Here is a 26,444-nt window from a genome sequence, read left to right as displayed (position 1 = left end):
AAAGATCGCAGCCTTCGGCAGCTCCTACATTTGGAATGCGTTCCTCTGTAGGAGCTGCCGAAGGCTGCGATCTTTTGACTCTGGGGTCATGAACACCACTTGTCTGCGACATGATGCCGTTTCATATGCCATCTAAAACCCATTGGGTTAGAATGCCCCCCTTTTCTGCCCCCGATCCTTGAGGACCGCCATGTTCAGCCGTGATTTGACTATTGCCAAGTACGACGCCGATCTCTTTGCCGCCATGGAGCAAGAAGCTCAGCGCCAGGAAGAGCACATTGAGCTGATCGCTTCGGAAAACTACACCAGCCCTGCGGTGATGGAAGCTCAAGGCTCGGTTCTGACCAACAAGTACGCCGAAGGCTACCCGGGCAAGCGCTACTACGGTGGTTGCGAGTACGTTGACGTCGTTGAGCAACTGGCCATCGACCGTGCAAAAGAGCTGTTCGGCGCCGATTACGCCAACGTTCAACCGCACGCCGGTTCCCAAGCCAACAGCGCCGTTTACCTGGCCCTGCTGTCGGCTGGCGACACCATCCTGGGCATGAGCCTGGCCCACGGCGGTCACCTGACCCACGGCGCCAGCGTTTCGTCCTCGGGCAAGCTGTACAACGCCATCCAGTACGGCATCGACGCCAACGGCCTGATCGACTACGACGAAGTCGAGCGCCTGGCCGTTGAGAACAAGCCAAAAATGATCGTGGCCGGTTTCTCTGCCTACTCGCAGATCCTCGACTTCCCGCGTTTCCGCGAAATCGCTGACAAAGTCGGCGCCTACCTGTTCGTCGACATGGCCCACGTGGCCGGTCTGGTCGCCGCTGGCGTGTACCCGAACCCGGTTCCATTCGCTGACGTCGTGACCACCACCACCCACAAGACCCTGCGCGGTCCACGTGGCGGCCTGATCCTGGCTCGCGCCAACGCCGACATCGAGAAGAAGCTGAACTCCGCAGTATTCCCGGGCGCCCAGGGTGGCCCGCTGGAGCACGTGATCGCTGCCAAGGCGATCTGCTTCAAAGAAGCGCTGCAGCCTGAGTTCAAGACTTACCAGCAACAAGTGGTGAAGAACGCCAAGGCCATGGCCGGCGTGTTCATCGAGCGTGGTTTCGACGTGGTTTCCGGCGGTACTGAAAACCACCTGTTCCTGCTGTCGCTGATCAAGCAGGAAATCTCTGGTAAAGACGCCGACGCCGCTCTGGGCAAAGCGTTCATCACCGTGAACAAGAACTCCGTGCCAAACGACCCACGCTCCCCGTTCGTCACCTCCGGCCTGCGCTTTGGCACCCCGGCTGTGACCACTCGTGGCTTCAAGGAAGCAGAGTGCAAGGAACTGGCGGGCTGGATCTGCGACATCCTGGCTGACCTGAACAACGAAGCGGTGATCGACGCCGTTCGCGAGAAGGTCAAGGCGATCTGCAAGAAGCTGCCGGTGTACGGCGCTTAATAGCCCCGTTAAATCTGCTGCATGAAAAACCGGCCAGAGATGGCCGGTTTTTTTTCGCCATGGATTTGTAGGAGCCGGCTTGCTGGCGATTTGTCCTTGAGCCTTGGAAAGATCTCTCGGCCGCCATCGCCAGCAAGCGGGCTCCTATAAGGTCTGCACCACTGGTCAGACCGGTCATGCCAATTTCATAATTTCCACTTGCGGTTAATGAAAATCCTCGCCTAGACTGCGCCTGCACTGGACATACCGGTAAGACCACAATAATTAAGTTCTGAGTCTGATGCGCACAGCGCACGGCAGCCAGGACACCGACCAGGATTCCTCCCATGCTCAGATGGTGCTCGCGTTCAATCTTCCTCCAAGTGGTTCTCGGACTGGTGCTCGGCATCGTCTGCGGGCTGACCCTTCCTGAATACTCCGCTCAGCTCAAACCCCTCGGTGACGGCTTTATCAAGCTGATCAAAATGCTCATCGGCCTGATCGTGTTCTGCGTCGTGGTCAGCGGCATCAGCGGTGCCGGCGATCTGAAGAAGGTCGGACGCATCGGCCTCAAATCGGTGATCTACTTCGAAGTGCTGACTACCATCGCTCTGGTGATCGGCCTGGTGTTCGCCTTCAGCACCGGTATCGGTAGTGGCGCGAACATTCATCTGGATCAGCTTTCCGCTGCCGACATGGGCGATATCGCCCAGCGCGGCCAGCACATGCACACCACCACGCAGTTCTTGATGGACCTGATTCCGACTTCGGTGATTGGCGCCTTTGCTGACAACAACATCCTGCAAGTCCTGCTGTTTTCCGTGCTGTTCGGCAGCGCGCTGAATCTGGTGGGCGAAGCGGCGTCGGGTATTTCACGACTGATCAATGAGCTGAGCCACGTGATCTTCCGCATCATGGGCATGATCGTGCGTCTGGCGCCGATCGGCGTGTTCGGCGCTATTGCCTTCACCACCAGCAAATATGGCCTGGATTCGTTACAGCATCTGGGCAGCCTGGTCGGCCTGTTTTACCTGACCTGCATCGCCTTCGTCGCGCTGATTCTCGGCCTGGTGATGCGCCTGTCCGGCCTGAAAATGTGGCCGTTGCTCAAGTACCTGCGTGAAGAGCTGCTGATCGTCATGGGCACCGCCTCGTCCGACGCCGTGCTGCCACAAATCATGCGCAAGCTTGAGCATCTGGGTATTGGCAGCTCCACGGTCGGGCTGGTGATTCCCACCGGGTACTCGTTCAACCTCGACGGTTTTTCGATCTACCTGACCCTGGCCATCGTGTTCATCGCCAATGCCACCGGCACGCCGCTGGCCATGACCGATCTGCTGACGATTCTGTTGGTGTCGCTGATCACGTCCAAGGGCGCACACGGTATCCCGGGCTCGGCGTTGGTGATTCTGGCAGCGACCCTGACCGCCATTCCGGCGATCCCGGTGGTCGGCCTGGTGTTGGTGTTGGCCGTGGACTGGTTCATGGGCATCGGCCGTGCGCTGACCAACCTGATCGGCAACTGCGTGGCGACCGTGGCCATCGCTCGCTGGGAAAAAGACATCGATGTGCAACGGGCGAACAAGGTGCTTTCCGGCCAGGTGGGTTATACCTTCCAGCCGCGAAAACCAGTGACACCCGCCCATCAACAGGAATTCTGAGTTCACCACTGCAGGAGCTGCCGCAGGCTGCGATCTTTTGATTTTTTGATCCTGCCTGCGATACCGCCCTTACAGGCTCATGGAGCAATCAAGTGATTAGTACATCAACCGTCGTAAATTCCGTCGTAGAAAAACTTCGGGCCGCACTGGCCCGCGGTCAGTGGCGCTCCGGCGAAATGTTGCCGGGGCAACGTGAACTGGCCGAGCAACTGGGCATCAGCCGCCCGAGCCTGCGTGAAGCGGTGATCGTGCTGGAAACCCTTGGCCTGGTTCGGTCGATGCCGGGCAAAGGCGTGGTGGTGCTGGAAGCCAACCTAAGCGACAGCCAGACCCACGACAGCGCAGTGGCTGCGGCGAGCCTGGAAGACGTGCTGCAACTGCGCTACACCCTTGAGCCGTTCATCGTCGGCCTGGTGGCGCAATCCATCAGCAGCAAGGAAGTCGGGCAACTGCGCCTGACCCTGATGGACATGCGCGAAGCCCTGGAAGCCAACGACAGCGAGGCCGGCGTGAACGCTTACATCGCGTTCCACGAGGAGCTGTTCACGCTGACGTCGAATCCGATCTTCCAGAGCGTGGTGCAGCAGACCAGCAACGCCCTCAAGCAAAGTGCCGAGGTGCTGCGCAATTCCCCGGAGCACCTGGCTGAACGGCTAGAAGAAAACGAAGCCGTGGTGCGGGCGATTCGCAGCAAGAACAGCGCCCAGGCCAGCGCCGAAATGCGTCGGCACATCCTTCGCGAAGGCCAGCGAATGGGCATCGAATTGAACATTCCGGATGACAACCTCCGCAGTTGAATCCTCCTCGAACCGGAGACAGGCCATGAACAGCTTCGCCTCAGCGCAATACAACCGCGACACACCTACGGCCCTGCCCTTTTCCCGCGTCCGTGGCCAGAAGCTTTCGGCTGAGGACCTTTATTCACAGATTTTCGACGCCATTCTTGATCAGCGCATTGATTCTGCCAGCCGCTTTACCGAAGACAGCCTGGGACAGATGTTCGGTGCTGGCCGCAGTGAAATACGCCGGGTGTTGGTGCGCCTGTACCATGAGCAAGTGGTCATCCTGCGGCCCAATCATCGCCCGCGCATCGCAGCGCCAACTTGCGAGCAAACCCGACAGGTATTGCACGCACGACGCCTGGCCGAGACCACGCTCGTTCAACTTGCCGGCCAGCACCATCGCCCCGGCGACCTGAACACATTGCGTGACCTGATAGATGAGCAACGCAAATATCAGGATCGTGGTCAGCGCGGACCGGCAATCCGACTGTCGGGTGAGTTTCACCTGCAACTGGCGAGCATGGCCGGCAATAATCCGCTAGCGAACTTCATTGGCAGCCTGGTGCCATTAACCTCTTTGGCGATTGCACGGTTCGCGACAAACATTGAAGGCTATTGTTGCTGGCGCCGACAGGCCGCAATCGTCGATGCCCTGGAACAAACTGAAATCGCTACCGCAGTGCGATTGATCAACCAGCATCTGGATGAAATCGAACAAAGTCTGGTCAGCACACAGCAATAAGAAACCGGCCAGTGATGACCGGTCCCCCCTGTTTTCTAATCAGAGAAAGCTCAATCGGCCGGGTTAAACCTTGCGAAGTCCAACGACAACACCTCTGGCAAACTGTCGTCCGCAGCATGCAACAAGGCCTGGCCGACGCCGGCAATCCCCAGCATCATTCCCAGATCGGGGACATTGCGCTCCTCGAGAAAGTCTTCATTGAAGAAGTTATGGGCGACCTGAGAGAGCGCGCGTTTTACCTTTGCGACACCCGCGTCGTTGTGGGTGTCGCGGTAGAGTTTCAGCAAGCACACAAGATTGCCGAAATCCCCGTGACACAGGCTGTAACCAGACTCCAGCCCCTGTTCCCAGAGATGACGTTCGCAACGTTCTGCATCCTGTTCGAGCGTTACCCTGGTTTCGACGTCCAGCACGTCGGCCATCGATTGGAGCAACCAGCGTCGACAAAGCAGAATGCCCGCGTCGCCATGACACCACTTGATCGTGGTAGAAGACTTTGCGCTCTCCCGCAGATCAAGCCAGAAACCGTCCACCGTAAGGCGGTTCTCTGCCTGCACCCACTGGGCGATCACTCCTGGCAGAAGTGGATCTTTCGTCACTTCCCAGACCTTGCCCAGGGCCATCAAGACACCGGAAATACCGTGGGAAAAACCCGTCCACAGCGGTTTGCCCGTCGCCTTGAGCAACAATGTTCCGTTTTCCAGTGTCAGCGCGGATTGAATGACCTGCGAGAACTTTTCGATAAGAGGCCGTAGGGTTTCGCGCTTTTCAAGTTGATAGAGGTTCACCAACACGATCACGGCCCCGCACCAACCGTGAATGAAATCGAACTCGTCGCCGTCCTGTGGAAAATCTTCCAGTTTGAGCAACTGCTCCTCAATGATCGCTTGGTAAGTATGGCGACCGGTGATTATTTGGTAATTGACCAGAACGTACAGATACGAGGTCAGGCCGAAATAAGCACTGACGCTCGACTCGCTGGGGAAATGGCCTTGGGACTTGGTCATCGCGCACAGGATTCTCTCGGCGTCGCTCAGATATCGCGCCGAACCGCTGGTGCGGAACAAACTTAGAAAGAAAATCGCCAAGCCGCCCATGCCGTTGTACAAACCGCTGCCCATGGGCGTAATGAAATGACGCTGGGTTCGTGGGTGCGTGTCCATGAATGTCCAGGCTACATCCCCCTCTTCGCCGTCGATGCGCAGTCTCTCGATGACCCCGGCAATGTTAACGGCGCCTTCGAGGTACTGCGCCCGGTTCAACTCCGGCACCGCTTTCAAATGATGTGCGCGGTTGAGTGGCAACGCCTCATTGGCGACGGGGAATAGACACATCTGCAAAATATGAATTTGCAATGCTTTGTCGGCGCAAGACAGGTGTTCCAGCTTCCGGCGGCAACTGTTGAACGGGCGTTCGATGGCCAACGGGGCCACTGCCTCGCCATGGGAATTGATCAAATGACTGGAAAGCAAAGGTAGGGTGAAACACGGAATGTTGGCTTTCTTCAGATCATCGATTTCATGCTTGGGAATGTTGTAATCGTTGAGTGTTTCGCTCAGATCCGACCATAAGGTCGCCAGCAGCAACTCATGCTGCACCCCGCAGCGGGTAAAGCGCGGATGGAGCATCATCGCGATGAAGTCCGCGTAACGCTGGGTATTTTTGATCAGGACGCGGGTTTTCAACGTCCCGGCATGCTGCGCGAGCAATTCCACTAGCGCGTCCCGGTGATTGATCAATTCATCGTAACCGCGCTCGAAACCGAGGAGAAATGCGTCTTTGTAGTCAGTGACAGAATGCGTCTCGCCATTGAAAGCGGGCAGGTGCCGAATAACCGGATGACTGTCGAAGTCGACTTTTTTCAAGCGGTAAAAGCCTTGTTCGCGGACCAGCTGTTTTCTTTTCCCCGCAAATTGTTGCTGTATGCTCAGGCCGCTGTAGTCATTGTCAGAGTCCGGTGAATAAGGCACGAAGCCACTGGAAAATACTGACTGCCCATTGAGCTTGATGGTTTTGAACAGCGCACGGCTGTGGGGCAGATTGGTCCGCAAATCGATCATGGACGACGTGAACAGGCACTCCAGATCGATCATCACCGGGCTACTGCCACAGGCGATCAGGTTTTCGTAGTGAAAATCGATGCCGTTCAAGGCGTGAATAACCGCGACCTGGGTGCCTAGGCGCTGGAAGAAAAGGGCCAGTTCCGCTTCCGATTCACAAGGCAGATTCTCGATTTTTTCGATCCAGCAACGGTTTTCCCGAGACACCATGACCGGAGCGTAAATGGCGAAACCGGGATCTCCGGTCCTGTCATGTAGGTGATGCAGCAATGCATTGTAAAAAAACGCCTCGCTATTGCTCCTTGGCTTGTACACCAGCGACTGACCACCGACCTGAATGAAACAGACCGTTTCGCCATTGGCATGGGCGTCTCCCTGGCCGAGGAGTATCGAGTCGATCCGCTTTGCGGCCAACTCAAAAGCCGGTCCGAGCCGATTGAAATCTTCTGCGAAATGCTCGATGACTTTGTAAAGGTAGGCCACCGTGTCTTCGATCAAATCCACCAGCAAACGTGCCAGCACCGGGTATGCGCCCAGAAATTCAACCAGCGTCTCGTCTACTAGCGTCTGGTCAAACGATTCAAGATCCAGCTCGGCGCCGTCGGCAATCCGACTGTTTAACTGATGAACCAGCGATTTTTCCGCCAAGTACTTCACCCGGGCCGTTATATACGGGCGTACACTTGACAAAAAAGTCATTACATCAATTAACTTACAAGCAGAATTGTATTTACCGTTTTGCTCGAAAGAATACTTGAAGTACCCATACCACGAAGCACAAAACCGGCCGAAATTTTCTTCGCCATTTATATCGCACTCAACCGGTAACAAAGAAAGGCTTCTGACTTTATCTTGAAGAGTTTGAACTGCCGGCGAAACCCCTTGGTTATCCGAGGATTCAAGCAAATAAACACTCTCAAGTAATTTTTTTCGGTCGACACCGAAATGACGCAGAGTGGCGTAATCATTTTTGTGTAAAAGTTCGAGACTCTTGCGCAGCGCTTCTTGATCCAGCGCTGATTTCACGCCCCATGTTTTATGTTCAGTGAAATTCAAAACATCAGTCAACATTGCTAACCGCTCGTGATAAAGCAAGGTGGGTCTATGACCCACCCTGCATTAGGGGGAAGTTAGCAGCCGCAGCCCAGGACCGTGCAATGCAAGGTTCCGCACGACATGTTGGTGCACATGCCTTCACCACCGACATTGGCATCAGCGGCGCTTACGTAAGCTTCGAACTCGGCATCCAGTTCACCGGACAGATCCATGATTTGCTCTTGCATAAATTTCTCCTGATAATTATTAGTCGCCTTGTTTGGCGCCATTAAAGTTATCACTCAAAACACTCTGCCACCGCCAATCAATTCGAACCAAATGTAAACTCACCACTCACTTACCCGCTACGAGCAAGTAACAAAAATCAACAACCCACTTACAATTTACACATACAGCAACAACCAAAACCCCAAACTCCCTGACAACCCAACAGAACCGCCAAATAAATATTTATAAAAATATAACTAAACAACACCCTTTAACAGGCTCATTCCGCCGCTACTCGTGCAAACCCCTCACGAATTTTCTTTTCCGGCAGATCATCGGCAATGAACACAATCACGCTCTCGCGCACTTCGTCTTCGGCCCACTCGGTATCCCAGTCGAAACCATAAAGCTTCAGCACGCCTTGAAACACCATTCGCCGTGGCTCGCCAAGGATGTTCAACACACCTTTGTAGCGCAGCAATTGCTTGCCATGGTCTTCCAGCAGCTCGTTCATGAACTCGCTGAGTTTGTCGATATCCAGCGGTTTGTCTGTGCGCAGCACCAGGCTGGAAATGCGGTCGATGGACGGGGCTTGGCTCACCGGGCGCAAACTCACACCGCCACCGAGGTCGGCATTGAGATTGAAGCCGCGAACATCGAGCAGTTCGGCCAAGTCGATGTTGCCGTGGTCGACCACACGAATCGGCGCGCGACGGTTGATTCGGGTCAGGCGTTCGCTCAATGCGTTGAAGGTCGGCTCGTCCACCAGATCGCGTTTGCTCACCAGCAAACGGTCGGCAAAACCGATTTGCGCCTGGGCGATGGTCTGGGTCAGGTGCGTTTCGGCGTGCGCCGCATCCACCAGGGTGATGATGCCGTCGAGAATGTAGCGCTCGCGCAATTCCTCATCGATGAAAAAGGTCTGCGCCACCGGTGCCGGATCGGCCAAACCGGTGCATTCGATCACCAGTCGGTCGAAGGCGATTTCGCCACTGTCGAGGCGTTCGAGCAGCAGGTACAAGGCCTTGGTCAGGTCTGTGTGGATGGTGCAGCAGACGCAGCCGTTGGACAGCGTCATCACTTGCACCGGCTCCTCGCCCAACAGTTGGGTGTCGATGCCGGCGTCGCTGAATTCGTTTTCGATCACGGCGATCTTCAGGCCGTGCTCGGCTTTGAGCAGATGGCGCAGCAGCGTGGTTTTGCCAGCGCCGAGAAAGCCGCTGAGGATTGTGACGGGTATAGGAGCAGACAAAATAGGGTCTCCTGGACGCAGAAAAAACTGTAGGAGCCGGCTTGCTGGCGATGGCAATTTCGAGAACGCCATCGCCAGCAAACCGGCTCCTACAGAGGTTGTGTGTTGACTAAGTACCGTGAATCAACAGCACTTCGGCCCACCCTTGCCACCGTAACGGGCTTCCTGACGTTCACGGAAGAACATCTCGTAGCTCATTACCGGTTTGTCCGGGTGTTTGGTTTGCATGTGCTCGACGTAGTTGTCGTAATCGGGCATGCCGACCATCAGGCGCGCGGCCTGACCGAGGTATTTACCGAGGCGACTCAGGTCATTGAACATGCTGCAATCCTCGATCAAGCATCCGGCAGTGCCTGGAATGGCGATTCTTTATCCGTGCGTTCTTTTTTACCCCAGGAGGCAATGCCGACCTTGAGTGCATAGAACAGGATGCTGAACACCACGAACAGGAACAGCGCAGTCAGTGTTGCGTTGGTGTAGGCGTTGAAGATCACGTGCTGCATCTGCGTGATGTCCTTGGCCGGGGCGATGATCTGACCGTTGGCCAGCGCGTCGCTGTACTTCTTGGCCAGGGCCAGGAAACCGATCGCCGGGTTGGCGTCGAACAGCTTGATGAAGCCCGCCGTGGTGGTGCAGATCAGCAACCATGTCGCTGGCAGCAAGGTCACCCAGATGTAGCGCTGGCGTTTCATTTTGATCAGCACGACGGTGCCGAGCATCAGCGCGATACCGGCCAGCATCTGGTTGGAGATACCGAACAGCGGCCACAAGGTGTTGATGCCACCCAGCGGATCGATCACACCCTGGTACAGCAGCCAGCCCCACATGGCCACGCAACCAGCGGTCGCGATCAGGTTGGCGGTCCAGGATTCGGTACGTTTCAGCGAAGGCACGAACGAGCCGAGCAAATCTTGCAGCATGAAACGACCGGCACGGGTACCGGCATCGACTGCCGTCAGGATGAACAGCGCTTCGAACAGGATCGCGAAGTGGTACCAGAACGCCATGGTGTTTTCACCCGGCAGCACACTGTGCAGGATCTGCGCGATACCGACCGCCAAGGTCGGCGCACCACCGGCACGGGCCAGGATGGTGGTCTCACCGATGTCGTGGGCCACCGCCTGCAGGGCTTCCGGAGTAATCGCAAAGCCCCAACCGCTGACTGCCTGCGCCACTGCCACCACATCACCGCCGACCACGGCGGCCGGGCTGTTCATGGCGAAGTACACGCCTGGCTCGATCACCGAGGCAGCGACCATGGCCATGATCGCCACGAACGATTCCATCAGCATGCCGCCGTAGCCGATGTAACGGGCGTTAACCTCGTTATCCAGCAATTTCGGCGTGGTGCCGGAGGAGATCAGCGCATGGAAACCGGATACCGCGCCACAGGCGATGGTGATGAACAGGAACGGGAACAACCCGCCCTTCCACACCGGTCCGGTACCGTCGATGAACTGGGTCACTGCCGGCATTTTCAGCTCGGGCATGGTCACCAGGATGCCGATTGCCAAGGCGATGATGGTGCCGATTTTCAGGAACGTGGAGAGGTAGTCACGGGGTGCCAGAATCAGCCACACCGGCAGAACGGCAGCGACGAAACCGTAACCAATGAGCATCCAGGTAATCTGCACACCAGTGAAGCTGAACGTCTTGGCCCACACTGGATCAGCGGCAATCTGCCCGCCCAGCCAGATCGAACCCAGTAGCAGCAATACACCGATCACGGAGATCTCGCCGATGCGACCCGGACGGATGTAGCGCATGTAAATGCCCATGAACATCGCGATCGGGATGGTCGCCATTACTGTGAAGATGCCCCAAGGGCTTTCAGCCAGGGCCTTGACCACGATCAGCGCCAGCACCGCGAGGATGATGATCATGATCAGGAAGCAGCCGAACAGCGCGATGGTGCCAGGGATGCGGCCCATCTCTTCACGGACCATGTCGCCCAGGGAGCGACCGTTGCGACGGGTGGACATGAACAGGACCATGAAGTCCTGAACGGCACCCGCCAGCACCACACCGGCAATCAGCCACAGCGTACCGGGCAAGTAGCCCATCTGCGCCGCCAGGACCGGACCGACCAGTGGCCCCGCGCCGGCGATGGCCGCGAAGTGGTGACCGAAGAGGATATGCTTGTTGGTTGGAACGTAGTCCAGACCGTCATTTTTGAGTACGGCGGGAGTTGCCCGACGCGGGTCGAGTTGCATCACATGGTTGGCGATGAACAGACTGTAGTAGCGATACGCAACCAGATAGATGGCCACTGCAGCGACCACAATCCACAAGGCGTTGATTGCCTCACCTCGGCGCAATGCCACGACACCCAAGGCGCACGCACCTATGATTGCCAGCACCAGCCAGGGCAGATGGCGTAGCGGGCTATTATTATTTTTCATTTTATGATTCCAGCCAGAGTGGACAAGAAAGACAGCCACTGCGAGTTTAGCTCTACTGACGGCAAAGGCCATACCCCCCACACTGATCTGGACGCTTGTGTGTCCTGGCAGCCGCTGACAATGCCGGTCTATAGTCAGCGTACATTTCCGAGGATCGCGCCATGAGCGAGCACCCAGCCGAACGTCGCCGCTTCAAACGTATTGAGTTCGATGCCCGAACCGAGCTGATTCAGGGGGGTTTTATCTGGCCGGTGAAGCTGATTGACCTGTCTCTCAAGGGTTTGCTGATCGAGCGTCCGGAGCCATGGCTGGGGGATCGGGAGAAGGATTTTTCAGTCGACATTCATTTGAACGATGACAACGAAATCAGGATGGATGTGCATCTGACCCACGAAGATCACGGCCAGTTGGGCTTCGTCTGCCTGCACATCAGTCTGGAGTCCATTGAGCGGCTGCGGCGGTTGATCGAGCTCAATCTTGGAGACCAGGCGGAACTTGAACGAGAGCTGGGCGCCCTGATCGAGGCATGAACGCTGTTGCAGGAGCTGCCGCAGGCTGCGATCTTTTGATCTTGGGATTTTTCAAAATCAAAAGATCGCAGCCTGCGGCAGCTCCTACAGGGGATCGGGTTATTCGAAGAGTGCGTCGAGAGCCTGTTCAAGCCGGGTTACCGCAATAATCTGCAACCCCGGTGGTGCCTCTTTCGGCGCATTGCCCTTCGGCACGATGGCGCGCTTGAAGCCATGCTTGGCCGCTTCTTTCAGGCGCTCCTGGCCACTCGGCACCGGACGCACTTCGCCGGAAAGTCCCACCTCACCGAACACCAGCAGATCGTGGGGCAGCGGCCGATTGCGCAAGCTGGACATCACCGCCGCCATCAACGCCAGGTCGGAAGCCGTTTCCAACACTTTCACGCCGCCGACCACGTTGAGGAACACGTCCTGATCGTGGGTAGGAATTCCGCCGTGACGGTGCAGGACCGCCAGCAACATCGCCAGTCGGTTCTGATCCAGGCCCAGCGTTACCCGACGCGGGTTGGCCAGATGACTGTCATCCACCAATGCCTGGACTTCCACCAGCATCGGCCGAGTCCCTTCCCACGTCGCCATGACCACACTCCCCGGGACTTCTTCCTGAGCACGGGTCAGAAAAATCGCCGAAGGGTTTGAGACTTCTTTCAGGCCCTTGTCGGTCATGCCGAACACACCCAGTTCGTTAACTGCACCGAAACGGTTTTTCACCGCCCGCAGCAGACGCAAACGCCCATCGGATTCGCCTTCAAAATACAGAACCGTGTCGACCATGTGCTCCAGAACGCGGGGACCGGCCAGCGCACCTTCTTTGGTTACATGGCCCACCAGGAAAATCGCCGTGCCGCTCTGCTTGGCGTAGCGCACCAGCAGCGCCGCGCTTTCGCGAACCTGGGACACGCCACCCGGGGCAGATTGCAGTTGCTCGGTAAAAATCGTCTGGATCGAGTCGATCACCATGACCTTGGGCTTTTCCAGGCGAGCCGTGGCGATGATGGTTTCGATACAGGTCTCGGTCATCACCCGCAGTTGATCCTGAGGCAACCCCAGACGGCGGGCGCGCATGGCCACTTGCTGCTGGGACTCTTCGCCGGTGACGTACAGCGCCGGCATGACCTTGGCGAGGTTGCACAAGGTCTGCAACAGAATGGTCGACTTGCCGATACCGGGGTCACCACCGATCAGCACCACCGAACCGTCGACCAAGCCACCACCCAGCACTCGATCCAGCTCGCTGGACGCCGTGGAAAAGCGTGGAATCTCCTCGACACTGACTTCGGCCAGGGTCTTGATCTGCGCCTGCTGACCAGTCCAACCGGTGCGGCCGCTCGGCGCCGCTGCCCCGCCACTTTCCACCATGGTTTCGGTCAGGGTGTTCCAGGCGCCGCATTCACTGCACTGGCCGGCCCACTTCGGGAAGGTTGAGCCGCACTCGGTGCAGCCGTACATGCGCTTGGCCTTGGCCATCTGAACTCCCGGCAAAAACCGCGATGATAGCGCAGGTGGACCGGGTCAGCGCGGCGGAGTTACCGAACCGATTTAAAACATACAACTTCCTTCAATAATTTTACCGTCCTACCCAGGCTTCATGATTACATCCTGTACAAACTTTCCCAGCAATGCTCGGGACGCTGCTAATTAACCTATACAAACCCGTGACGATTTAAACCAATTCGTACAACCTATATATAGGCAACTATCAATTAGCCACTATCAAAGCAACATACGCACTCACCCTCGATTTAAATACAACTCAGCCTTTGCGATCAAACTCGCAATCTTGCAAATGGAGTTTCATTTCCCCCTGACTTTAGCAAACTTCGATTTCCCTCGAAAAAAGTCACTTTGGTCGCAGATAAAGAAGGTAGGCGACCACTAATCGTCATTACGAGAACTGGTCGTCGCCCTCAATCTTGCTCGCTCCGCAGTGATGGCATTTTGTAAACTTTTTCGCGCAATGCAGGTCGATAGCAGGCGACTCTGTAAGCTGGTGTGTCGAGCAAGATGCGTTTTGCTGATTTACACTGCGTTCCACCAACCTCATCTGTAACAAGGAAATAACCTATGGGCGTGATAAGTGAGTTCAAGGCCTTCGCGGTCAAAGGCAACGTGATCGACATGGCCGTCGGCATCATCATCGGCGCCGCCTTCGGCAAGATCGTCACCTCGTTTGTCGGTGACGTGATCATGCCGCCAATCGGGCTGTTGATCGGTGGGGTGGACTTCAGTGACCTGGCCATTACGCTCAAAGCTGCCAGCGGCGACGCCCCGGCGGTGGTGCTGGCGTACGGTAAATTCATCCAGAGCCTGATCGACTTCATCATCGTCGCCTTCGCGATCTTCATGGGCATCAAAGCCATCAACCAACTGAAGCGTGAAGAAGCCGTCGCTCCTACCCTGCCGCCGGTTCCGACTAAAGAAGAAGAACTGCTCGGGGAAATTCGCGACCTGCTCAAGGCCCAGAACAATCGGCCTGGACCGCTTTAGCGGAACAGAAAACGGCGCCCTCTGGCGCCGTTTTTTTTTACCAGAAGTTTTCCACGGCCACCTGACCGGGCCGTCGGCTGAGACTCAAATGCATGTCGCGCTGTTTGAGCAACTTGCGCGTGTCATCGATCATTTGTGGGTTGCCGCACAGCATGACCCGCGAATGCTCGGGCGTCAGCGCCACTCCGGCCGCTCGCTCCAGCTCGCCATTTTCGATCAACGTCGTAATCCGTCCATTCAGGGCGCCGGGATGTTGCTCACGCGTGACTGTGTTGATGAGCTGCAACTTGTGCGCGTATTCCGCCAGGTAGTCGCGCTGCGTCAGCCCGGCGATCAGTTCTTGATACGCCAGCTCGCGGGACTCACGAACGCTGTAGACAAGAATGATTCGTTCGAATTTTTCCCATACCTCGAAGTCCTGCAGGATCGACAAAAATGGCGCGATCCCCGTGCCTGTGGATAACAACCACAGATCCCGTCCGTCGACGAAACGATCGAGCGTCAGGTAGCCATAGGCCTGGCGATCAACCAGCAACGTATCGCCGACGTCCAGCCGACTCAGTTCACTGGTGAACTCACCACCCGGAACCACAATGGAGAAGAACTCGAGAAACTCGTCAAAGGGCGATGAAACCATGGAATAGGCCCGCCAAACCGTGCTGCCGTCAGCTTTGGTCACACCCAGGCGTGCAAATTGCCCCGCGCGAAATCGAAAGCCCTTGTCCCTGGTGGCGCGCAGGGTAAACAGGTTCGGCGTCAGTGGCTGGACGTCCAGCAAGGTCTGGCGAGTAAATTTCTCTTCACTGGCAGTCATGGGCGGCTCCGTTCAACGAATAGCCGCAGTGTCTCGCAAAGAGGACGCCATAAACACCGATGTTTTGTAGTGCTTTTTAGACAAGGACTCTTATTCTCATTTGTTTTGGAAAATAATTAGCAAGTAATTTGCTAACCAAACAGTTAATCGTGAGGGGAACGCGATGAGATTAGTATCGACATACAAGTTATCTTTTTTCTGCCATGGGATTAGAACCGGATACTGCTTTACAAAACTCGAACAAAACAAAAAATTCTCAACGTGACCATAGGAAACATCCTACACTCCAGCTCGCGCAGACCCGTTGGATCCAATGCGCCCTTTAAGCATCATTTTATAGATGGAGTCCATAATGGAACGGTGGAAGGAGCTGCAACTTATACAGTTATCCAATACAACCGAAATGGAGAGTGCCTACAGAATCTCATTGAGTTTCGCGAAAAACATCGGGTTCAAATTTTTCGCCTTTTCAACAAGTTACCCAACAAAAAATGAGCAGTTTCATACTCTTCGGTTCAACAATTATCCAACCGACTGGAACACTGAATACGAGAAAAAGAAGTACGCTGCGAGCGACCCGGTAGTGGCGCATTGCAATCATTCCGTACTCCCCATTCTTTGGAGTGAAGAACTTTTCAGCAATGCACCCTTTCTATGGGATGCCATGGAAACCAAAGGATTACAGCATGGCTGGTCCCAAGCCGTTCATGACGAGGAAACCGGCCTGTGCAGCATTCTGAGCCTGGCGAGAAGCCACTGCCCGGTCAGCGCCTGGGAGCTGTATGAGAATCTCGGTTTCTCCGTGTTCATTGGGCATCACCTGCATAAATTGATTGCGCAAACGCTGCCCAAGGCACCTGCCAAACCGGCTGCGCCGCATTTATCGCCAAGGGAAGTCGACGTATTGAAACTGGCAGCGGATGGCAAAACGGCCTATGAGAGCGCCAGAATTCTCAATCTCAGCGCACGCACCATCAATTTCCATGTCCAGGAAGCCATTCGCAAACTGGGGGTCAACAACAAGGTTTCGGCCGTCATCGCCGCCGTCAAGGCCGGCTATCTCAACAGCGGAGCGATGCGCTGAGCAGAAAAACCTGCGGGTAATCCGACTCAAAAAAACGTACCATTCGCGGTCCCATCCTGAGTGATGTCGTGTGAACTCCCGCGACGAAGTCCGCTCGGGCGGCCCCGCCCGCAAGACGCCTCTGGCCGCGGGATACCCCGTTGATTACCCTGAGCCCCACCCCATGCCACTGCTCGAAACCCCTTTCGCCAGCCTCGACCTGATCCGCCAGCCCGAACAGCAGAACGAACCCCTGCAAGCCTTTGACGCGGCAGATGAGTACCTGCTCAGTCATCTGGCCGAACAGCAGCCTGCGGCCGAGCTGCGGGTGCTGGTACTGAATGACAGTTTCGGCGCTTTGGCCGCCAGCCTGGCGGGCAAGGTCAACGTGGTCAGCAGCGGCGATTCGTTTCTGGCCGCTCAGGGATTGGAAAAGAATCTCGCCCGCAATGGAATGGCGTTTGATGCGGTAACGCACATACCGTCCAGTGAAGCCCTGGCGGGGCCATTTGATCGGGTGCTGATCCGGGTACCGAAGACACTGGCGCTGCTCGAAGAACAACTGATCCGCCTGCAAGGCCAACTGGCACCCGGCGCACAAGTGATTGCCGGCGCGATGATCAAGCACCTGCCACGTGCCGCAGGTGATCTGCTGGAGCGCTATATCGGCCCGGTTCAAGCTTCGCTGGCGGTGAAGAAGGCCCGACTGTTGATTGCCGCTGCTGAAGCCAAAGCACCGGTCACATCGCCCTACCCGACCCGCTATCGCCTCGACACACCTGCGATCGAATTGCTTAACCACGCCAACGTGTTCTGCCGTGAAGGCCTGGATATCGGCACGCGGGCGTTTTTACCGCACTTGCCGAAGGGCCTCGTTTCAGCACGGGTCGCTGACCTCGGTTGCGGCAACGGTGTGCTGGCTATCGCCAGTGCGCTGCAAAACCCCGACGCCCATTACACGCTGGTGGACGAATCGTTCATGGCGGTGCAATCGGCCGCCGAAAACTGGCACGCGGCGCTGGGTGAGCGGGAGGTGACCGTGCGCGCCGGCGATGGACTCGCCGGGCAGGAACCGCAGTCGCTGGACGTGGTGCTGTGCAATCCTCCCTTTCACCAACAACAAGTGGTCGGCGACTTTCTTGCCTGGCGGATGTTTCAGCAAGCTCGAGAGGCGTTGGTAGTCGGCGGTGCGTTGTACATCGTCGGCAACCGTCACCTGGGTTATCACAGCAAACTCGCGCGGCTTTTCCGCGGTGTCGAGCAAGTGGCGGCCACACCGAAATTCGTGATTCTCAAAGCCCGCAAATAACGACAAAAAAACCCTCCGTCAGGAGGGTTGTCAATCCGTGCTGCAAGGCAACGGGATGGGATGTCAGGTCTATCAGTGAGTCGTCAGGCCAGCAGCGTTCATGAACATGCGCATCAGGCTGGCGACGATGAACAGTGCACCGACGCTGCCAGCCCAGATCATGGCCAGCCAGCCGAGCCGCTGCCACAGCGGTTTTTTTTCGGCTTGTTGAATGTCGTGCAGGGATGGTTTGTTGGTCATTGCTTCAATCCTCCAGTAAGGATCGATGGCGCCTTTGAGGACGCCATCGCGAGCAGGCTCGCTCCCACATTTTCTTGCGCTGCAGCCTAGTGGTAGCCGTCTTCGTGGGTGACCTTGCCGCGGAACACGTAGTAGCTCCAGAAGGTGTAGCCCAGGATGAACGGGATGATGAACAGCGTGCCCACCAGCATGAAGCCCTGGCTTTGTGGCGGCGCGGCGGCGTCCCAGATCGAGATCGACGGCGGCACGATGTTCGGCCACAGGCTGATTCCCAATCCGCTATAGCCGAGGAAGATCAGCACCAGCGTCAGCAGGAACGGCGTGTAATTCGCGTTGCGAGCCACTGCGCGGATCAGGCCGTACAAGGTCACCAACACCAGAATCGGTACAGGCAGGAACCAGAACAGGTTTGGCAGGGTGAACCAGCGAGCGGCGATTTCGGCGTGGGCCAGTGGGGTCCAGATGCTGACGACGCCAATCACCGCCAACAGAACAAACGCCAGTGGCCGCGCCAGGTCGTGCATCTGCTCCTGCAATTTGCCTTCGGTTTTCATGATCAGCCAGGTGCAGCCAAGCAGCGCATAGGCCACCACCAGCGCGGCACCGCAGAACATGGTGAACGGCGTCAACCAGTCGAGTGAGCCACCGGCGAACTGGCGATTGACCACCGGCAAGCCATCAATGAAAGCGCCCAGTGCCACACCCTGGAAGAACGTTGCGGCCACCGAACCACCGATGAACGCCTTGTCCCAGAGGTGGCGCTTGTCGTCCTTGGCCTTGAAGCGGAACTCGAACGCCACACCGCGGAAGATCAGCCCGATCAGCATGAAAATCAGCGGCAGGTACAACGCCGAGAGCACCACCGAATAGGCCAGCGGGAAAGCGCCGAATAATGCCGCTCCGCCCAATACCAGCCAGGTTTCATTGCCGTCCCAGACCGGGGCGACGGTGTTCATCATCACGTCGCGATCGGTCTTGCCGGGGATGAACGGGAAAAGAATCCCGATGCCCAGGTCGAATCCGTCCATGACGACGTACATCATGATGCCGAAGATGATGATCACGGCCCAGATCAGCGGAAGATCAATACCCATGATTCAAATCTCCTTGGTCACGACGTGGTCGGTATCGGCATGCTCGTCATCGGCTGCGGAGAGCGGACGCGCCGGGGTACGTTTCTGGCCGGGGCCACCGTCGTTAGTTTCCTTGCCTTCGTCGATCTTCGGCCCTTTGCGCACCAGACGCATCATGTAGCCCAGACCGGCACCGAACAGCGCGAAATACACCACCACAAACAGGATCAAGGTGATGCTCATCTGCATGAAGCTGTGGTTGGACGACGCATCCGCCGTGCGCATCAATCCGTAGACCACCCACGGCTGACGACCGATTTCAGTGGTGAACCAGCCGGCGAGAATCGCAACCAGGCCGGACGGCCCCATCCACAACGCCAGGTACAGGAACGGGCGCGAGGTATACAGCTTGTCGCGCTTGCGCAGCCACAGGCTCCACAACCCGGTGAAGATCATCAGGAAACCGAGCCCGACCATGATCCGGAACGACCAGAACACGATGGTCGAATTCGGACGGTCCTCCGGCGGGAACTCCTTGAGCGCCGGCACCTGTTTGTCCAGCGAGTGGGTCAGGATCAAGCTGCCCAGGTACGGGATCTCGACGGCGAATTTGGTTCTCTCTTCTTTCATGTCCGGCCAGCCGAACAGGATCAGTGGAGTCGCTTCGTTGCCCTTGTTTTCCCAGTGGCCTTCGATCGCGGCGATTTTTGCCGGTTGGTGCTCGAGTGTATTGAGGCCGTGGAAGTCACCGATGACCGCCTGAATCGGCGCCACGATCAGCGCCATCCACATCGCCATCGAGAGCATGGTGCGGATCGCCGGGTTGTCCTTGCCGCGCAGCAAATGCCAGGCCGCCGAGGACCCGACGAAGAATGCGGTCGCGACGAACGCCGCCGTGGCCATGTGCATCAGGCGATACGGGAACGACGGGTTGAAGATCACTGCGAGCCAGTCGGTGGGGATGACCTGACCGTTGATGATTTCGAAGCCTTGCGGGGTCTGCATCCAGCTGTTGGACGCGAGAATCCAGAAGGTCGAGATCAGCGTGCCGATGGCGACCATGACCGTGGCGAAGAAGTGCAAGCCGCGCCCGACCTTGTTCCAGCCAAACAACATGACGCCGAGGAAACCGGCCTCCAGGAAGAAAGCAGTCAGCACTTCGTATGTCAGCAGCGGCCCGGTCACGGAACCGGCGAAGTCGGAGAAGCGGCTCCAGTTGGTGCCGAATTGATAGGCCATGACCAGACCGGACACCACACCCATGCCGAAGTTGACGGCAAAGATCTTCGACCAGAAATGGTAGAGGTCACGGTAAGTATCGTTATGGGTTTTCAGCCACAAGCCTTCAAGTACCGCCAGGTAACTCGCCAGGCCAATGGTGATGGCAGGGAACAGGATGTGGAATGAGATGGTGAACGCGAACTGAATTCGGGCGAGATCAAGTGCCTCTAAACCGAACATAAGTCTTCCTCTGTCAGGTAGTACGGCTGCCGGCTGGAGGCCTGCATCCTCGGCCCCACGAATATGGAGTGCGGCGAATCTCTATTTGTTCTTTTTTTCTACGCATCACAACGCAGGGAGTCTGGCCTTACGGCCACCAAACCAATTCCTGCGGAGGGTTTTGATCTGGATCAAGCAACGTTGAAAGAGTAGTCCCATTTCCGGGGATGAACCGCGTGGTCTTTTGCCGCGTGACAAGTTGCCTCATAGGGCTGTGGTATTTACTGTGGCGAGCGAGCTTGCTCGTGCTCGACTGCGCAGCAGTCGTCATATCGATAAATGCGGTTTACCTGAAGCGCCGAAATGTCAGGGTTTGAGGCCGCTTCGCGCCCTGACGGGAGCAAGCGCCCTCGCCACAGGAATCTGGCCCAGCAGATGATCGGTACCTAGCTAACTAAATTTTCCATCACCGCAACTTCCTGTTACAGGTTGGTGATAATCTCGCCCTTCCCCTCCCGCAGATCTGCCCTCAAATGCCCAGCCAAGAGCCCTTGCTGTTACGTCATCACCGCCCTTTCATCGCGTTTTGGCTGGCACGGGTATTTACCGCCAGCGGTTTTCAGATGCTCACCGTGGCCATTGGCTGGAACCTCTACCAGCTGACCGGCAACGTGCTGGATCTGGGCCTGGTCGGGCTGGTGGAGTTCGCGCCGCGGGTGCTGTTCATGCTGCACACCGGGCATGTCGCCGACCGCTATGACCGGCGCAAGGTCGCGGCGATCTGCCAGTCCGTGCAGGCACTGATCGCCCTGTCGCTGGCCATTGGCAGCGCGACCGACCATGTCACTCGGGAAATGATCTTTATCCTCGCATTCCTGCTGGGCGCCGCCCGCTCCTTCGAAATGCCGACCACTCAGGCCCTGCTGCCGAGCATCGTCCCCAGCGCGCTGTTCCCCCGCGCCGTTGCCGCCGCGCAATCGGCCCAGCAATCGGCGACCATCGTCGCCCCGGCCCTCGGCGGTTTGCTCTATGCCTTCGGCAGCGTCTGGGTCTACGGCCCGACGGTGATCCTGTACATCATTGCTTGTTCGCTGATGCTCAACCTGCCCGCCCGGCAAACGCCGCTGAACAAGGGCAAGGCCACTCTGGATTCGCTGCTGGCCGGCATTCGCTTCATTCGCAGCCGTCCGGACATCCTCGGGGCGATTTCCCTCGATCTGTTCGCCGTCCTGCTCGGTGGCGCGACGGCGTTGCTGCCGGTATTCGCGAAGGACATTCTGCTGACCGGCCCGTGGGGCCTGGGGCTGCTACGATCGGCACCGGCGGTGGGGGCGCTATTGATGTCGCTGTTCCTCGCGCGATTTGCCGTGGAACGCAACGTCGGGCGGGTGATGTTCACCGCCGTGGGTGTGTTCGGCGTGGCGACTATCGCCTTCGGTCTGTCGACCTCGTTCTGGTTCTCCCTGGCCGTGCTGGTGGTGCTGGGCGCGGCAGACATGATCAGCATGGTGATCCGTGCGTCCTTCGTACAACTGGAAACCCCGGACGAAATGCGCGGTCGGGTCAGCGCCGTCAACGGTCTGTTCATCGGCGCTTCCAACCAGTTAGGCGAATTCGAATCCGGCCTGACCGCCCACTGGTTCGGCACCGTGCCGGCGGTGGTCATGGGCGGCATCGGTACGCTGGTGGTGACCGGAACCTGGATCAAACTCTTCCCGACCCTGGCCAACCGCGACCGGATGCATGTGCCGAAGGAAGAGGTGAAGGCTGACGCCGTCTAAACCACCAACTCCCCCGCCACCGCCGCCCGCGCGGCTTTGCCGCAGAGCTGTTCCACCAGCGTCAGGGCAAACGCCAGCGCGGCGCCCGAGCCTTGGGCGGTGATGCAGTTGCCATCGACCACCACCGGTTGGTCGACAAAGTTGCAGCCAGACAGTTGATGGCTGGCCGACGGCAGGCACGTCATGCGTCGCTGGCGCAATACGCCAAAGGCTTGCAGCGCCAGTGCCGGGGCTTCGGCGATGCCGGCGAACAGGCGACCGGCTGCGGCCTGATCCTTGATCAGTTGTTGCAAGGGTTGATGGGCTGCCAAATGCTGCGCCCCGACGGCACCGCCGGGCAGAACGATCAGGTCGAATGGCTGGGCCAGCAAATCCACCAGCATCGCATCGGTCGTCAGGCGAGTGCCGCGGGCGCAGGTGAGCATGCGTCGCCCTTCGATGCTGGCCACTACCACTTCCACTTTGGCGCGGCGTAGCACATCGACCAGGGTCACTGCTTGCAGGTCATCGATGCCCTCGGCGAGGGTAATCAAAGCTCTAAAGGTCATGAGTGCAATCCACGGAATAATCTTTAAAGCGTAGTCAGCTTTCCCTGCCCTTGTTCGAGCCCAGCCGTTACTTGATGTAAAGCTGCGTCGACATGGTGTTGCCCGGCGCGTTGATCGACGTGTTGCTGAAGGTAAAGGTGCCTTCCTGCTTGCCCGCCAGATCGAAGATATAGAGATAGCCGACGGTTTTTTTACCGACGCTGCATTCGGTCAGGTTGCCGTTATCAAAAGCACAGACCGGCGTACGTGTTCCGTTGACGTCAAAACCATCCAGGGCAACGTGCGCCTTGCGACCGTAGCCAACTTCCAGCACGAAAATCCGGATGTTCGGGCCGGTGTGATTGCAGCGCGTCTGTTCCTGCCCTTCGGCAATGTCTTCATAGCCACAGGCCGGCGATTCAACCTTGAGCACTTTCACTTGGGTCAATGGCGCAGCAGATGCCGCCAGGGCTGACTGAGTCCCCAAGGCCATCAAAATCGCCAAGCTGATCAACAGACGCTTTTTCATGCAAAAACCCATCCCCAAAACCAGCGCGCAGTATGGCCGGTTTGGGTTAAACGCAAAACATCGACGACGATCACCGCCATAAGCAGCCATAACCCTGTGCTACTGGTATGATGCGCGGCTTTTTCCGACCCACAGAAAATTCCCGGGCGCCTGCAGTGGTCTGTGCTTTGCTGTTGAGGTCGATACATTCACGGCGCCGGGCGCGCCACGGGGAGCAGACATGCTGGAAAGGCTGTTTCAACTCAAGGCACACAACACCAACGTACGCACCGAGATTCTGGCGGGCGTCACGACCTTTTTGGCCATGGCCTACATTTTGTTCGTCAACCCGAGCATCCTCGGCGAGACCGGCATGGACAAGGGCGCGGTGTTCGTCGCCACCTGCCTGGCAGCCGCCATCGGCTCGACGGTCATGGGCCTGATCGCCAACTACCCGATCGCCCTCGCACCGGGCATGGGCCTGAACGCCTTCTTCACCTACACCGTGGTCCTGCACATGGGCCACACTTGGCAAGTGGCGCTGGGTGCGGTGTTCATCTCGGCCGTGTGCTTCTTCCTGCTGTCGATCTTCCGCATCCGTGAATGGATCATCAACAGCATCCCGCTGCCGCTGCGCTCGGCGATTGCTGCCGGTATCGGTTTGTTTCTGGCACTGATTGCCCTGCACAACGCCGGTATCGTGGTCAGCAACCCGGCGACCATGGTTGGCCTCGGCGACCTGAAACAACCGGCTCCGATTCTCGCCACCCTCGGCTTTGCCCTGATTGTCGCGCTTGAAGCCCTTGCCGTGCGCGGTGCGGTGCTGATCGGCATTCTGGTGGTGACCATCGCTTCCATCGCCTTGGGCTTCACTCCATTCGGTGGCGTGATGTCGATGCCGCCTTCGCTGGCCCCGACCTTCCTGCAACTGGACATCAAGGGCGCACTGGACATCGGTCTGGTCAGCGTGATCTTCGCCTTCCTGTTCGTTGACCTGTTCGACAACTCCGGCACCCTGATCGGCGTCGCCAAGCGCGCCGGCCTGATGGGCAAGGACGGCCACATGCCGAAAATGGGCCGTGCGCTGATCGCCGACAGCACTGCCGCCATGGCCGGTTCCCTGCTGGGCACCTCGACCACCACTAGCTACATCGAATCCGCCGCCGGCGTGAGTGCCGGTGGCCGCACCGGCCTGACCGCCGTTGTCGTTGCGTTCCTGTTCCTGCTGGCGCTGTTCTTCTCGCCACTGGCCGCCAGCGTTCCTGCTTTCGCCACTGCACCGGCCCTGCTGTTCGTCGCCGTGCTGATGACATCCGGTCTGGCCGAAATAGACTGGGACGACATCACCGTTGCCGCGCCGGTGGTGATCACCGCCCTGGCGATGCCGTTCACTTACTCCATCGCCAATGGCATCGCTTTCGGTTTCATTGCCTGGACCGCCATCAAGTTGATGTCCGGTCGCGGCCGTGAGCTGAACCCGGCGCTGGTGATCCTGTCGATTCTGTTCGTGATCAAACTGGGTTGGTTCAACGCATGACTTTTGATTCCCAGGCCTACGCCGTTCAGCTCGAAGAAAAGGTCACGCGTTTGCGTGACCTGCTGGCCCCGTTCGATGCACCGCAGCCGAGCGTCTTTGATTCGCCGCTGCAGAACTTCCGTCTGCGCGCCGAATTCCGCCTGTGGCGCGAAGCCGGCGAGCGTCACTACGCGATGTTTTCCCAGGAAGACAAACGCACGCCGATCCTGATCGAAGAATTCCCGATCGCCAGCCTGCGCATCAACCAGTTGATGCCGCAGCTCAAGGCCGCATGGCAAGCCAGTTCGGCGTTGAGCCACAAGCTGTTTCAGGTGGAGTTCCTGACCACCCTGGCCGGCGATGCGATGATTACCCTGTGTTATCACCGTCCGCTGGATGAGCACTGGCATGCAGCAGCCTCGAAGCTGGCGACGGACCTGAACGTCAGCATCATCGGCCGCTCCAAGGGCAAGCGCGAAGTCATCGGTCATGATTATGTGGTCGAGAAGCTGGAAGTCGGCGGCCGCACCTTCAGCTACCGCCAGCCGGAAGGCGCGTTCACCCAGCCCAACGGCACGGTGAACCAGAAGATGCTCAATTGGGCGTACGACGCGCTCGGCGATCGCCCGGACGATTTGCTGGAGTTGTATTGCGGCAACGGCAACTTCACCCTGCCGCTCGCCACCCGTGTGCGCAAAGTGCTGGCCACCGAAATCAGCAAGACTTCGGTCAACGCAGCCTTGAGCAACCTCAGCGAAAACGCTGTGGATAACGTCACGCTGGTCCGACTGTCCGCCGAGGAACTGACCGAAGCGCTGAACGAAGTGCGGCCGTTCCGCCGCCTGCACGGCATCGATCTCAAGAGCTACGAATTCGGCAGCGTCTTCGTCGACCCGCCCCGCGCCGGCATGGACCCGGACACCTGCGAGCTGACTCGTCGCTTCGACAACATCCTGTACATTTCCTGCAACCCGGAAACCCTGGCGGCCAACATCGCCCAACTGCACGACACCCACCGCATCACCCAATGCGCGATGTTCGACCAGTTCCCGTGGACCCATCACATGGAATCCGGGGTGTTGTTGACCCGGCGCTGATTGCAGATGCCAGAAAAAAAAAAGCCGTCATCACGACGGCTTTTTTGTCGGCGTAATCCCGAAAAACGATCCAATCCCTGTAGGAGCTGCCGCAGGCTGCGATCTTTTGATCTTGCTTTAAAAAATCAAAGTCAAAAGATCGCAGCCTGCGGCAGCTCCTACAGGTTGCTTTATCGGATCACCCCGGCTGATTTTTTCGAAACTCGGTCGTGGTAATGCCCTTGTATCCCCAGTTATCCGTATCGATTTCCTCGATCACGATGTGGGTCAGTTCCGGCGGCTTGCCGAGGACGCGTTGCAAAGTCTCGGTGATTTCAGCGATGACCTGGGCTTTCTGCTCCCGGGTAACGCCGTCACGGGTGATACGTACGCTGACGAAAGGCATGCTGCTTCTCCTGCTCGGCTGATTAAGAAAGGCTTACCACGTGAACTCACTGTATCTGTATGCCGGCATCTGATAAATACTGATTCAGA

24 protein-coding genes are annotated in these 26,444 nt (G+C 57.7%); 11 read left to right on the top strand and 13 right to left on the bottom strand.

The window, feature by feature from the left end; translation table 11 throughout:
* The first annotated feature begins 190 nt into the window (after positions 1–190).
* From glyA to NL64_RS11500, 4 genes are all read left to right on the top strand, one after another.
* On the top strand, positions 191–1,444 hold the full coding sequence (gene glyA / locus NL64_RS11515; RefSeq protein WP_034148210.1) for a serine hydroxymethyltransferase: 1,254 nt from the start codon (positions 191–193) through the stop codon (positions 1,442–1,444).
* Positions 1,445–1,770: 326 nt separating this feature from the next.
* On the top strand, positions 1,771–3,084 hold the full coding sequence (locus NL64_RS11510; protein WP_034148209.1) for a C4-dicarboxylate transporter DctA: 1,314 nt from the start codon (positions 1,771–1,773) through the stop codon (positions 3,082–3,084).
* A 92-nt stretch (positions 3,085–3,176) separates the two neighbouring features.
* Complete coding sequence (locus tag NL64_RS11505; RefSeq protein WP_034148208.1) at positions 3,177–3,881, top strand: FadR/GntR family transcriptional regulator; 705 nt, start codon at positions 3,177–3,179, stop codon at positions 3,879–3,881.
* 25 nt (positions 3,882–3,906) lie between these two features.
* On the top strand, positions 3,907–4,608 hold the full coding sequence (locus NL64_RS11500) for a GntR family transcriptional regulator (protein ID WP_034148207.1): 702 nt from the start codon (positions 3,907–3,909) through the stop codon (positions 4,606–4,608).
* A 50-nt stretch (positions 4,609–4,658) separates the two neighbouring features.
* On the opposite strand, the gene lanM is transcribed toward NL64_RS11500, so the two are convergent.
* The 5 genes from lanM to NL64_RS11480 form a co-directional block, all read right to left on the bottom strand.
* Positions 4,659–7,739 (bottom strand): type 2 lanthipeptide synthetase LanM, encoded by a 3,081-nt coding sequence (gene lanM, locus NL64_RS11495; protein ID WP_080757945.1) that lies wholly within the window; start codon positions 7,737–7,739, stop codon positions 4,659–4,661.
* Between the two features lie 59 nt (positions 7,740–7,798).
* Entirely contained in the window at positions 7,799–7,951 is a 153-nt protein-coding gene (locus tag NL64_RS30110) for a hypothetical protein (protein WP_155292748.1), read from the bottom strand.
* A gap of 260 nt (positions 7,952–8,211) precedes the next feature.
* Positions 8,212–9,183 (bottom strand): GTPase, encoded by a 972-nt coding sequence (gene yjiA / locus NL64_RS11490; protein WP_034148206.1) that lies wholly within the window; start codon positions 9,181–9,183, stop codon positions 8,212–8,214.
* 123 nt (positions 9,184–9,306) lie between these two features.
* On the bottom strand, positions 9,307–9,504 hold the full coding sequence (locus NL64_RS11485) for a YbdD/YjiX family protein (protein WP_007895266.1): 198 nt from the start codon (positions 9,502–9,504) through the stop codon (positions 9,307–9,309).
* 14 nt (positions 9,505–9,518) lie between these two features.
* Positions 9,519–11,585, bottom strand: a complete 2,067-nt coding sequence (locus NL64_RS11480) for a carbon starvation CstA family protein (protein ID WP_034148205.1) — start codon at positions 11,583–11,585, stop codon at positions 9,519–9,521.
* A gap of 161 nt (positions 11,586–11,746) precedes the next feature.
* Here NL64_RS11480 and NL64_RS11475 point away from each other — a divergent pair, with 161 nt between their 5' ends.
* Positions 11,747–12,115, top strand: coding sequence for a PilZ domain-containing protein (locus NL64_RS11475; RefSeq protein ID WP_034148204.1), 369 nt, complete (start codon positions 11,747–11,749; stop codon positions 12,113–12,115).
* A 99-nt stretch (positions 12,116–12,214) separates the two neighbouring features.
* Here the strand turns inward: NL64_RS11475 and radA are convergent, their stop codons facing one another.
* Positions 12,215–13,582, bottom strand: a complete 1,368-nt coding sequence (gene radA, locus NL64_RS11470; protein WP_034148203.1) for a DNA repair protein RadA — start codon at positions 13,580–13,582, stop codon at positions 12,215–12,217.
* Between the two features lie 597 nt (positions 13,583–14,179).
* Here radA and mscL point away from each other — a divergent pair.
* Positions 14,180–14,602 carry a large-conductance mechanosensitive channel protein MscL gene (mscL, locus tag NL64_RS11465; RefSeq protein WP_034148202.1) on the top strand — a complete coding sequence of 141 codons (423 nt, stop codon included), beginning with the start codon at positions 14,180–14,182 and terminating at the stop codon, positions 14,600–14,602.
* Between the two features lie 37 nt (positions 14,603–14,639).
* Here the strand turns inward: mscL and NL64_RS11460 are convergent, their stop codons facing one another.
* Positions 14,640–15,416 (bottom strand): ferredoxin--NADP reductase, encoded by a 777-nt coding sequence (locus tag NL64_RS11460; protein ID WP_034148201.1) that lies wholly within the window; start codon positions 15,414–15,416, stop codon positions 14,640–14,642.
* A 352-nt stretch (positions 15,417–15,768) separates the two neighbouring features.
* Between NL64_RS11460 and NL64_RS11455 the strand changes: the two genes are divergently transcribed.
* Together NL64_RS11455 and NL64_RS11450 are read left to right on the top strand one after the other, a co-directional pair.
* The gene (locus NL64_RS11455) at positions 15,769–16,500 is read left to right on the top strand and encodes a helix-turn-helix transcriptional regulator (protein ID WP_034148200.1); all 732 of its coding nucleotides are present in this window, start codon (positions 15,769–15,771) and stop codon (positions 16,498–16,500) included.
* 163 nt (positions 16,501–16,663) lie between these two features.
* Positions 16,664–17,788, top strand: a complete 1,125-nt coding sequence (locus NL64_RS11450; protein WP_034148199.1) for a methyltransferase — start codon at positions 16,664–16,666, stop codon at positions 17,786–17,788.
* Positions 17,789–17,860: 72 nt separating this feature from the next.
* Here NL64_RS11450 and NL64_RS29560 read toward each other — a convergent pair whose 3' ends face one another.
* From NL64_RS29560 to NL64_RS11440, 3 genes are all read right to left on the bottom strand, one after another.
* Entirely contained in the window at positions 17,861–18,028 is a 168-nt protein-coding gene (locus NL64_RS29560; RefSeq protein WP_080757943.1) for a DUF2474 domain-containing protein, read from the bottom strand.
* Positions 18,029–18,114: 86 nt separating this feature from the next.
* Complete coding sequence (gene cydB / locus NL64_RS11445) at positions 18,115–19,122, bottom strand: cytochrome d ubiquinol oxidase subunit II (protein WP_034148198.1); 1,008 nt, start codon at positions 19,120–19,122, stop codon at positions 18,115–18,117.
* Between the two features lie 3 nt (positions 19,123–19,125).
* Entirely contained in the window at positions 19,126–20,562 is a 1,437-nt protein-coding gene (locus NL64_RS11440; protein WP_034148197.1) for a cytochrome ubiquinol oxidase subunit I, read from the bottom strand.
* Positions 20,563–21,074: 512 nt separating this feature from the next.
* On the opposite strand from NL64_RS11440, the gene NL64_RS11435 reads away from it, so the two are divergent.
* Entirely contained in the window at positions 21,075–22,322 is a 1,248-nt protein-coding gene (locus NL64_RS11435; RefSeq protein WP_034148196.1) for an MFS transporter, read from the top strand.
* Here the strand turns inward: NL64_RS11435 and NL64_RS11430 are convergent.
* Together NL64_RS11430 and NL64_RS11425 are read right to left on the bottom strand one after the other, a co-directional pair.
* Positions 22,319–22,870, bottom strand: a complete 552-nt coding sequence (locus NL64_RS11430; RefSeq protein WP_034148195.1) for a DJ-1 family glyoxalase III — start codon at positions 22,868–22,870, stop codon at positions 22,319–22,321. The genes NL64_RS11435 and NL64_RS11430 overlap by 4 nt on opposite strands.
* 67 nt (positions 22,871–22,937) lie before the next feature.
* Positions 22,938–23,378, bottom strand: coding sequence for a DUF4879 domain-containing protein (locus tag NL64_RS11425; RefSeq protein WP_034148274.1), 441 nt, complete (start codon positions 23,376–23,378; stop codon positions 22,938–22,940).
* Positions 23,379–23,598: 220 nt separating this feature from the next.
* Here NL64_RS11425 and NL64_RS11420 point away from each other — a divergent pair, with 220 nt between their 5' ends.
* The gene (locus NL64_RS11420) at positions 23,599–24,894 is read left to right on the top strand and encodes an NCS2 family permease (protein WP_034148194.1); all 1,296 of its coding nucleotides are present in this window, start codon (positions 23,599–23,601) and stop codon (positions 24,892–24,894) included.
* Positions 24,891–25,970, top strand: coding sequence for a tRNA (uridine(54)-C5)-methyltransferase TrmA (trmA, locus tag NL64_RS11415; RefSeq protein WP_034148193.1), 1,080 nt, complete (start codon positions 24,891–24,893; stop codon positions 25,968–25,970). The genes NL64_RS11420 and trmA overlap by 4 nt, the downstream gene beginning before the upstream one ends.
* A 178-nt stretch (positions 25,971–26,148) precedes the next feature.
* On the opposite strand, the gene NL64_RS11410 is transcribed toward trmA, so the two are convergent.
* Positions 26,149–26,355 (bottom strand): tautomerase family protein, encoded by a 207-nt coding sequence (locus tag NL64_RS11410; RefSeq protein ID WP_034148192.1) that lies wholly within the window; start codon positions 26,353–26,355, stop codon positions 26,149–26,151.
* Positions 26,356–26,444: the final 89 nt, after the last annotated feature.

Source organism: Pseudomonas fluorescens (assembly GCF_000802965.1).
Lineage (GTDB): Bacteria > Pseudomonadota > Gammaproteobacteria > Pseudomonadales > Pseudomonadaceae > Aquipseudomonas > Aquipseudomonas fluorescens_A.
The sequence above is the reverse complement of the archived record's forward strand: the minus strand, read 5'-3'. Positions and strand labels throughout refer to the sequence as shown.

Excerpts from the sequence above, each read along its gene's own strand:
- glyA (WP_034148210.1), top strand. The coding sequence starts at position 191 with ATGTTCAGCCGTGATTTGACTATTGCCAAGTACGACGCCGATCTCTTT.
- NL64_RS11510 (WP_034148209.1), top strand. The coding sequence starts at position 1,771 with ATGCTCAGATGGTGCTCGCGTTCAATCTTCCTCCAAGTGGTTCTCGGA.
- NL64_RS11500 (WP_034148207.1), top strand. The coding sequence starts at position 3,907 with ATGAACAGCTTCGCCTCAGCGCAATACAACCGCGACACACCTACGGCC.
- lanM (WP_080757945.1), bottom strand. The coding sequence starts at position 7,739 with ATGTTGACTGATGTTTTGAATTTCACTGAACATAAAACATGGGGCGTG.
- NL64_RS30110 (WP_155292748.1), bottom strand. The coding sequence starts at position 7,951 with ATGCAAGAGCAAATCATGGATCTGTCCGGTGAACTGGATGCCGAGTTC.
- NL64_RS11485 (WP_007895266.1), bottom strand. The coding sequence starts at position 9,504 with ATGTTCAATGACCTGAGTCGCCTCGGTAAATACCTCGGTCAGGCCGCG.
- NL64_RS11480 (WP_034148205.1), bottom strand. The coding sequence starts at position 11,585 with ATGAAAAATAATAATAGCCCGCTACGCCATCTGCCCTGGCTGGTGCTG.
- NL64_RS11475 (WP_034148204.1), top strand. The coding sequence starts at position 11,747 with ATGAGCGAGCACCCAGCCGAACGTCGCCGCTTCAAACGTATTGAGTTC.
- radA (WP_034148203.1), bottom strand. The coding sequence starts at position 13,582 with ATGGCCAAGGCCAAGCGCATGTACGGCTGCACCGAGTGCGGCTCAACC.
- mscL (WP_034148202.1), top strand. The coding sequence starts at position 14,180 with ATGGGCGTGATAAGTGAGTTCAAGGCCTTCGCGGTCAAAGGCAACGTG.
- NL64_RS11460 (WP_034148201.1), bottom strand. The coding sequence starts at position 15,416 with ATGACTGCCAGTGAAGAGAAATTTACTCGCCAGACCTTGCTGGACGTC.
- NL64_RS11455 (WP_034148200.1), top strand. The coding sequence starts at position 15,769 with ATGGAACGGTGGAAGGAGCTGCAACTTATACAGTTATCCAATACAACC.
- NL64_RS11450 (WP_034148199.1), top strand. The coding sequence starts at position 16,664 with ATGCCACTGCTCGAAACCCCTTTCGCCAGCCTCGACCTGATCCGCCAG.
- NL64_RS29560 (WP_080757943.1), bottom strand. The coding sequence starts at position 18,028 with ATGACCAACAAACCATCCCTGCACGACATTCAACAAGCCGAAAAAAAA.
- cydB (WP_034148198.1), bottom strand. The coding sequence starts at position 19,122 with ATGGGTATTGATCTTCCGCTGATCTGGGCCGTGATCATCATCTTCGGC.
- NL64_RS11440 (WP_034148197.1), bottom strand. The coding sequence starts at position 20,562 with ATGTTCGGTTTAGAGGCACTTGATCTCGCCCGAATTCAGTTCGCGTTC.
- NL64_RS11435 (WP_034148196.1), top strand. The coding sequence starts at position 21,075 with ATGCCCAGCCAAGAGCCCTTGCTGTTACGTCATCACCGCCCTTTCATC.
- NL64_RS11430 (WP_034148195.1), bottom strand. The coding sequence starts at position 22,870 with ATGACCTTTAGAGCTTTGATTACCCTCGCCGAGGGCATCGATGACCTG.
- NL64_RS11425 (WP_034148274.1), bottom strand. The coding sequence starts at position 23,378 with ATGAAAAAGCGTCTGTTGATCAGCTTGGCGATTTTGATGGCCTTGGGG.
- NL64_RS11420 (WP_034148194.1), top strand. The coding sequence starts at position 23,599 with ATGCTGGAAAGGCTGTTTCAACTCAAGGCACACAACACCAACGTACGC.
- trmA (WP_034148193.1), top strand. The coding sequence starts at position 24,891 with ATGACTTTTGATTCCCAGGCCTACGCCGTTCAGCTCGAAGAAAAGGTC.
- NL64_RS11410 (WP_034148192.1), bottom strand. The coding sequence starts at position 26,355 with ATGCCTTTCGTCAGCGTACGTATCACCCGTGACGGCGTTACCCGGGAG.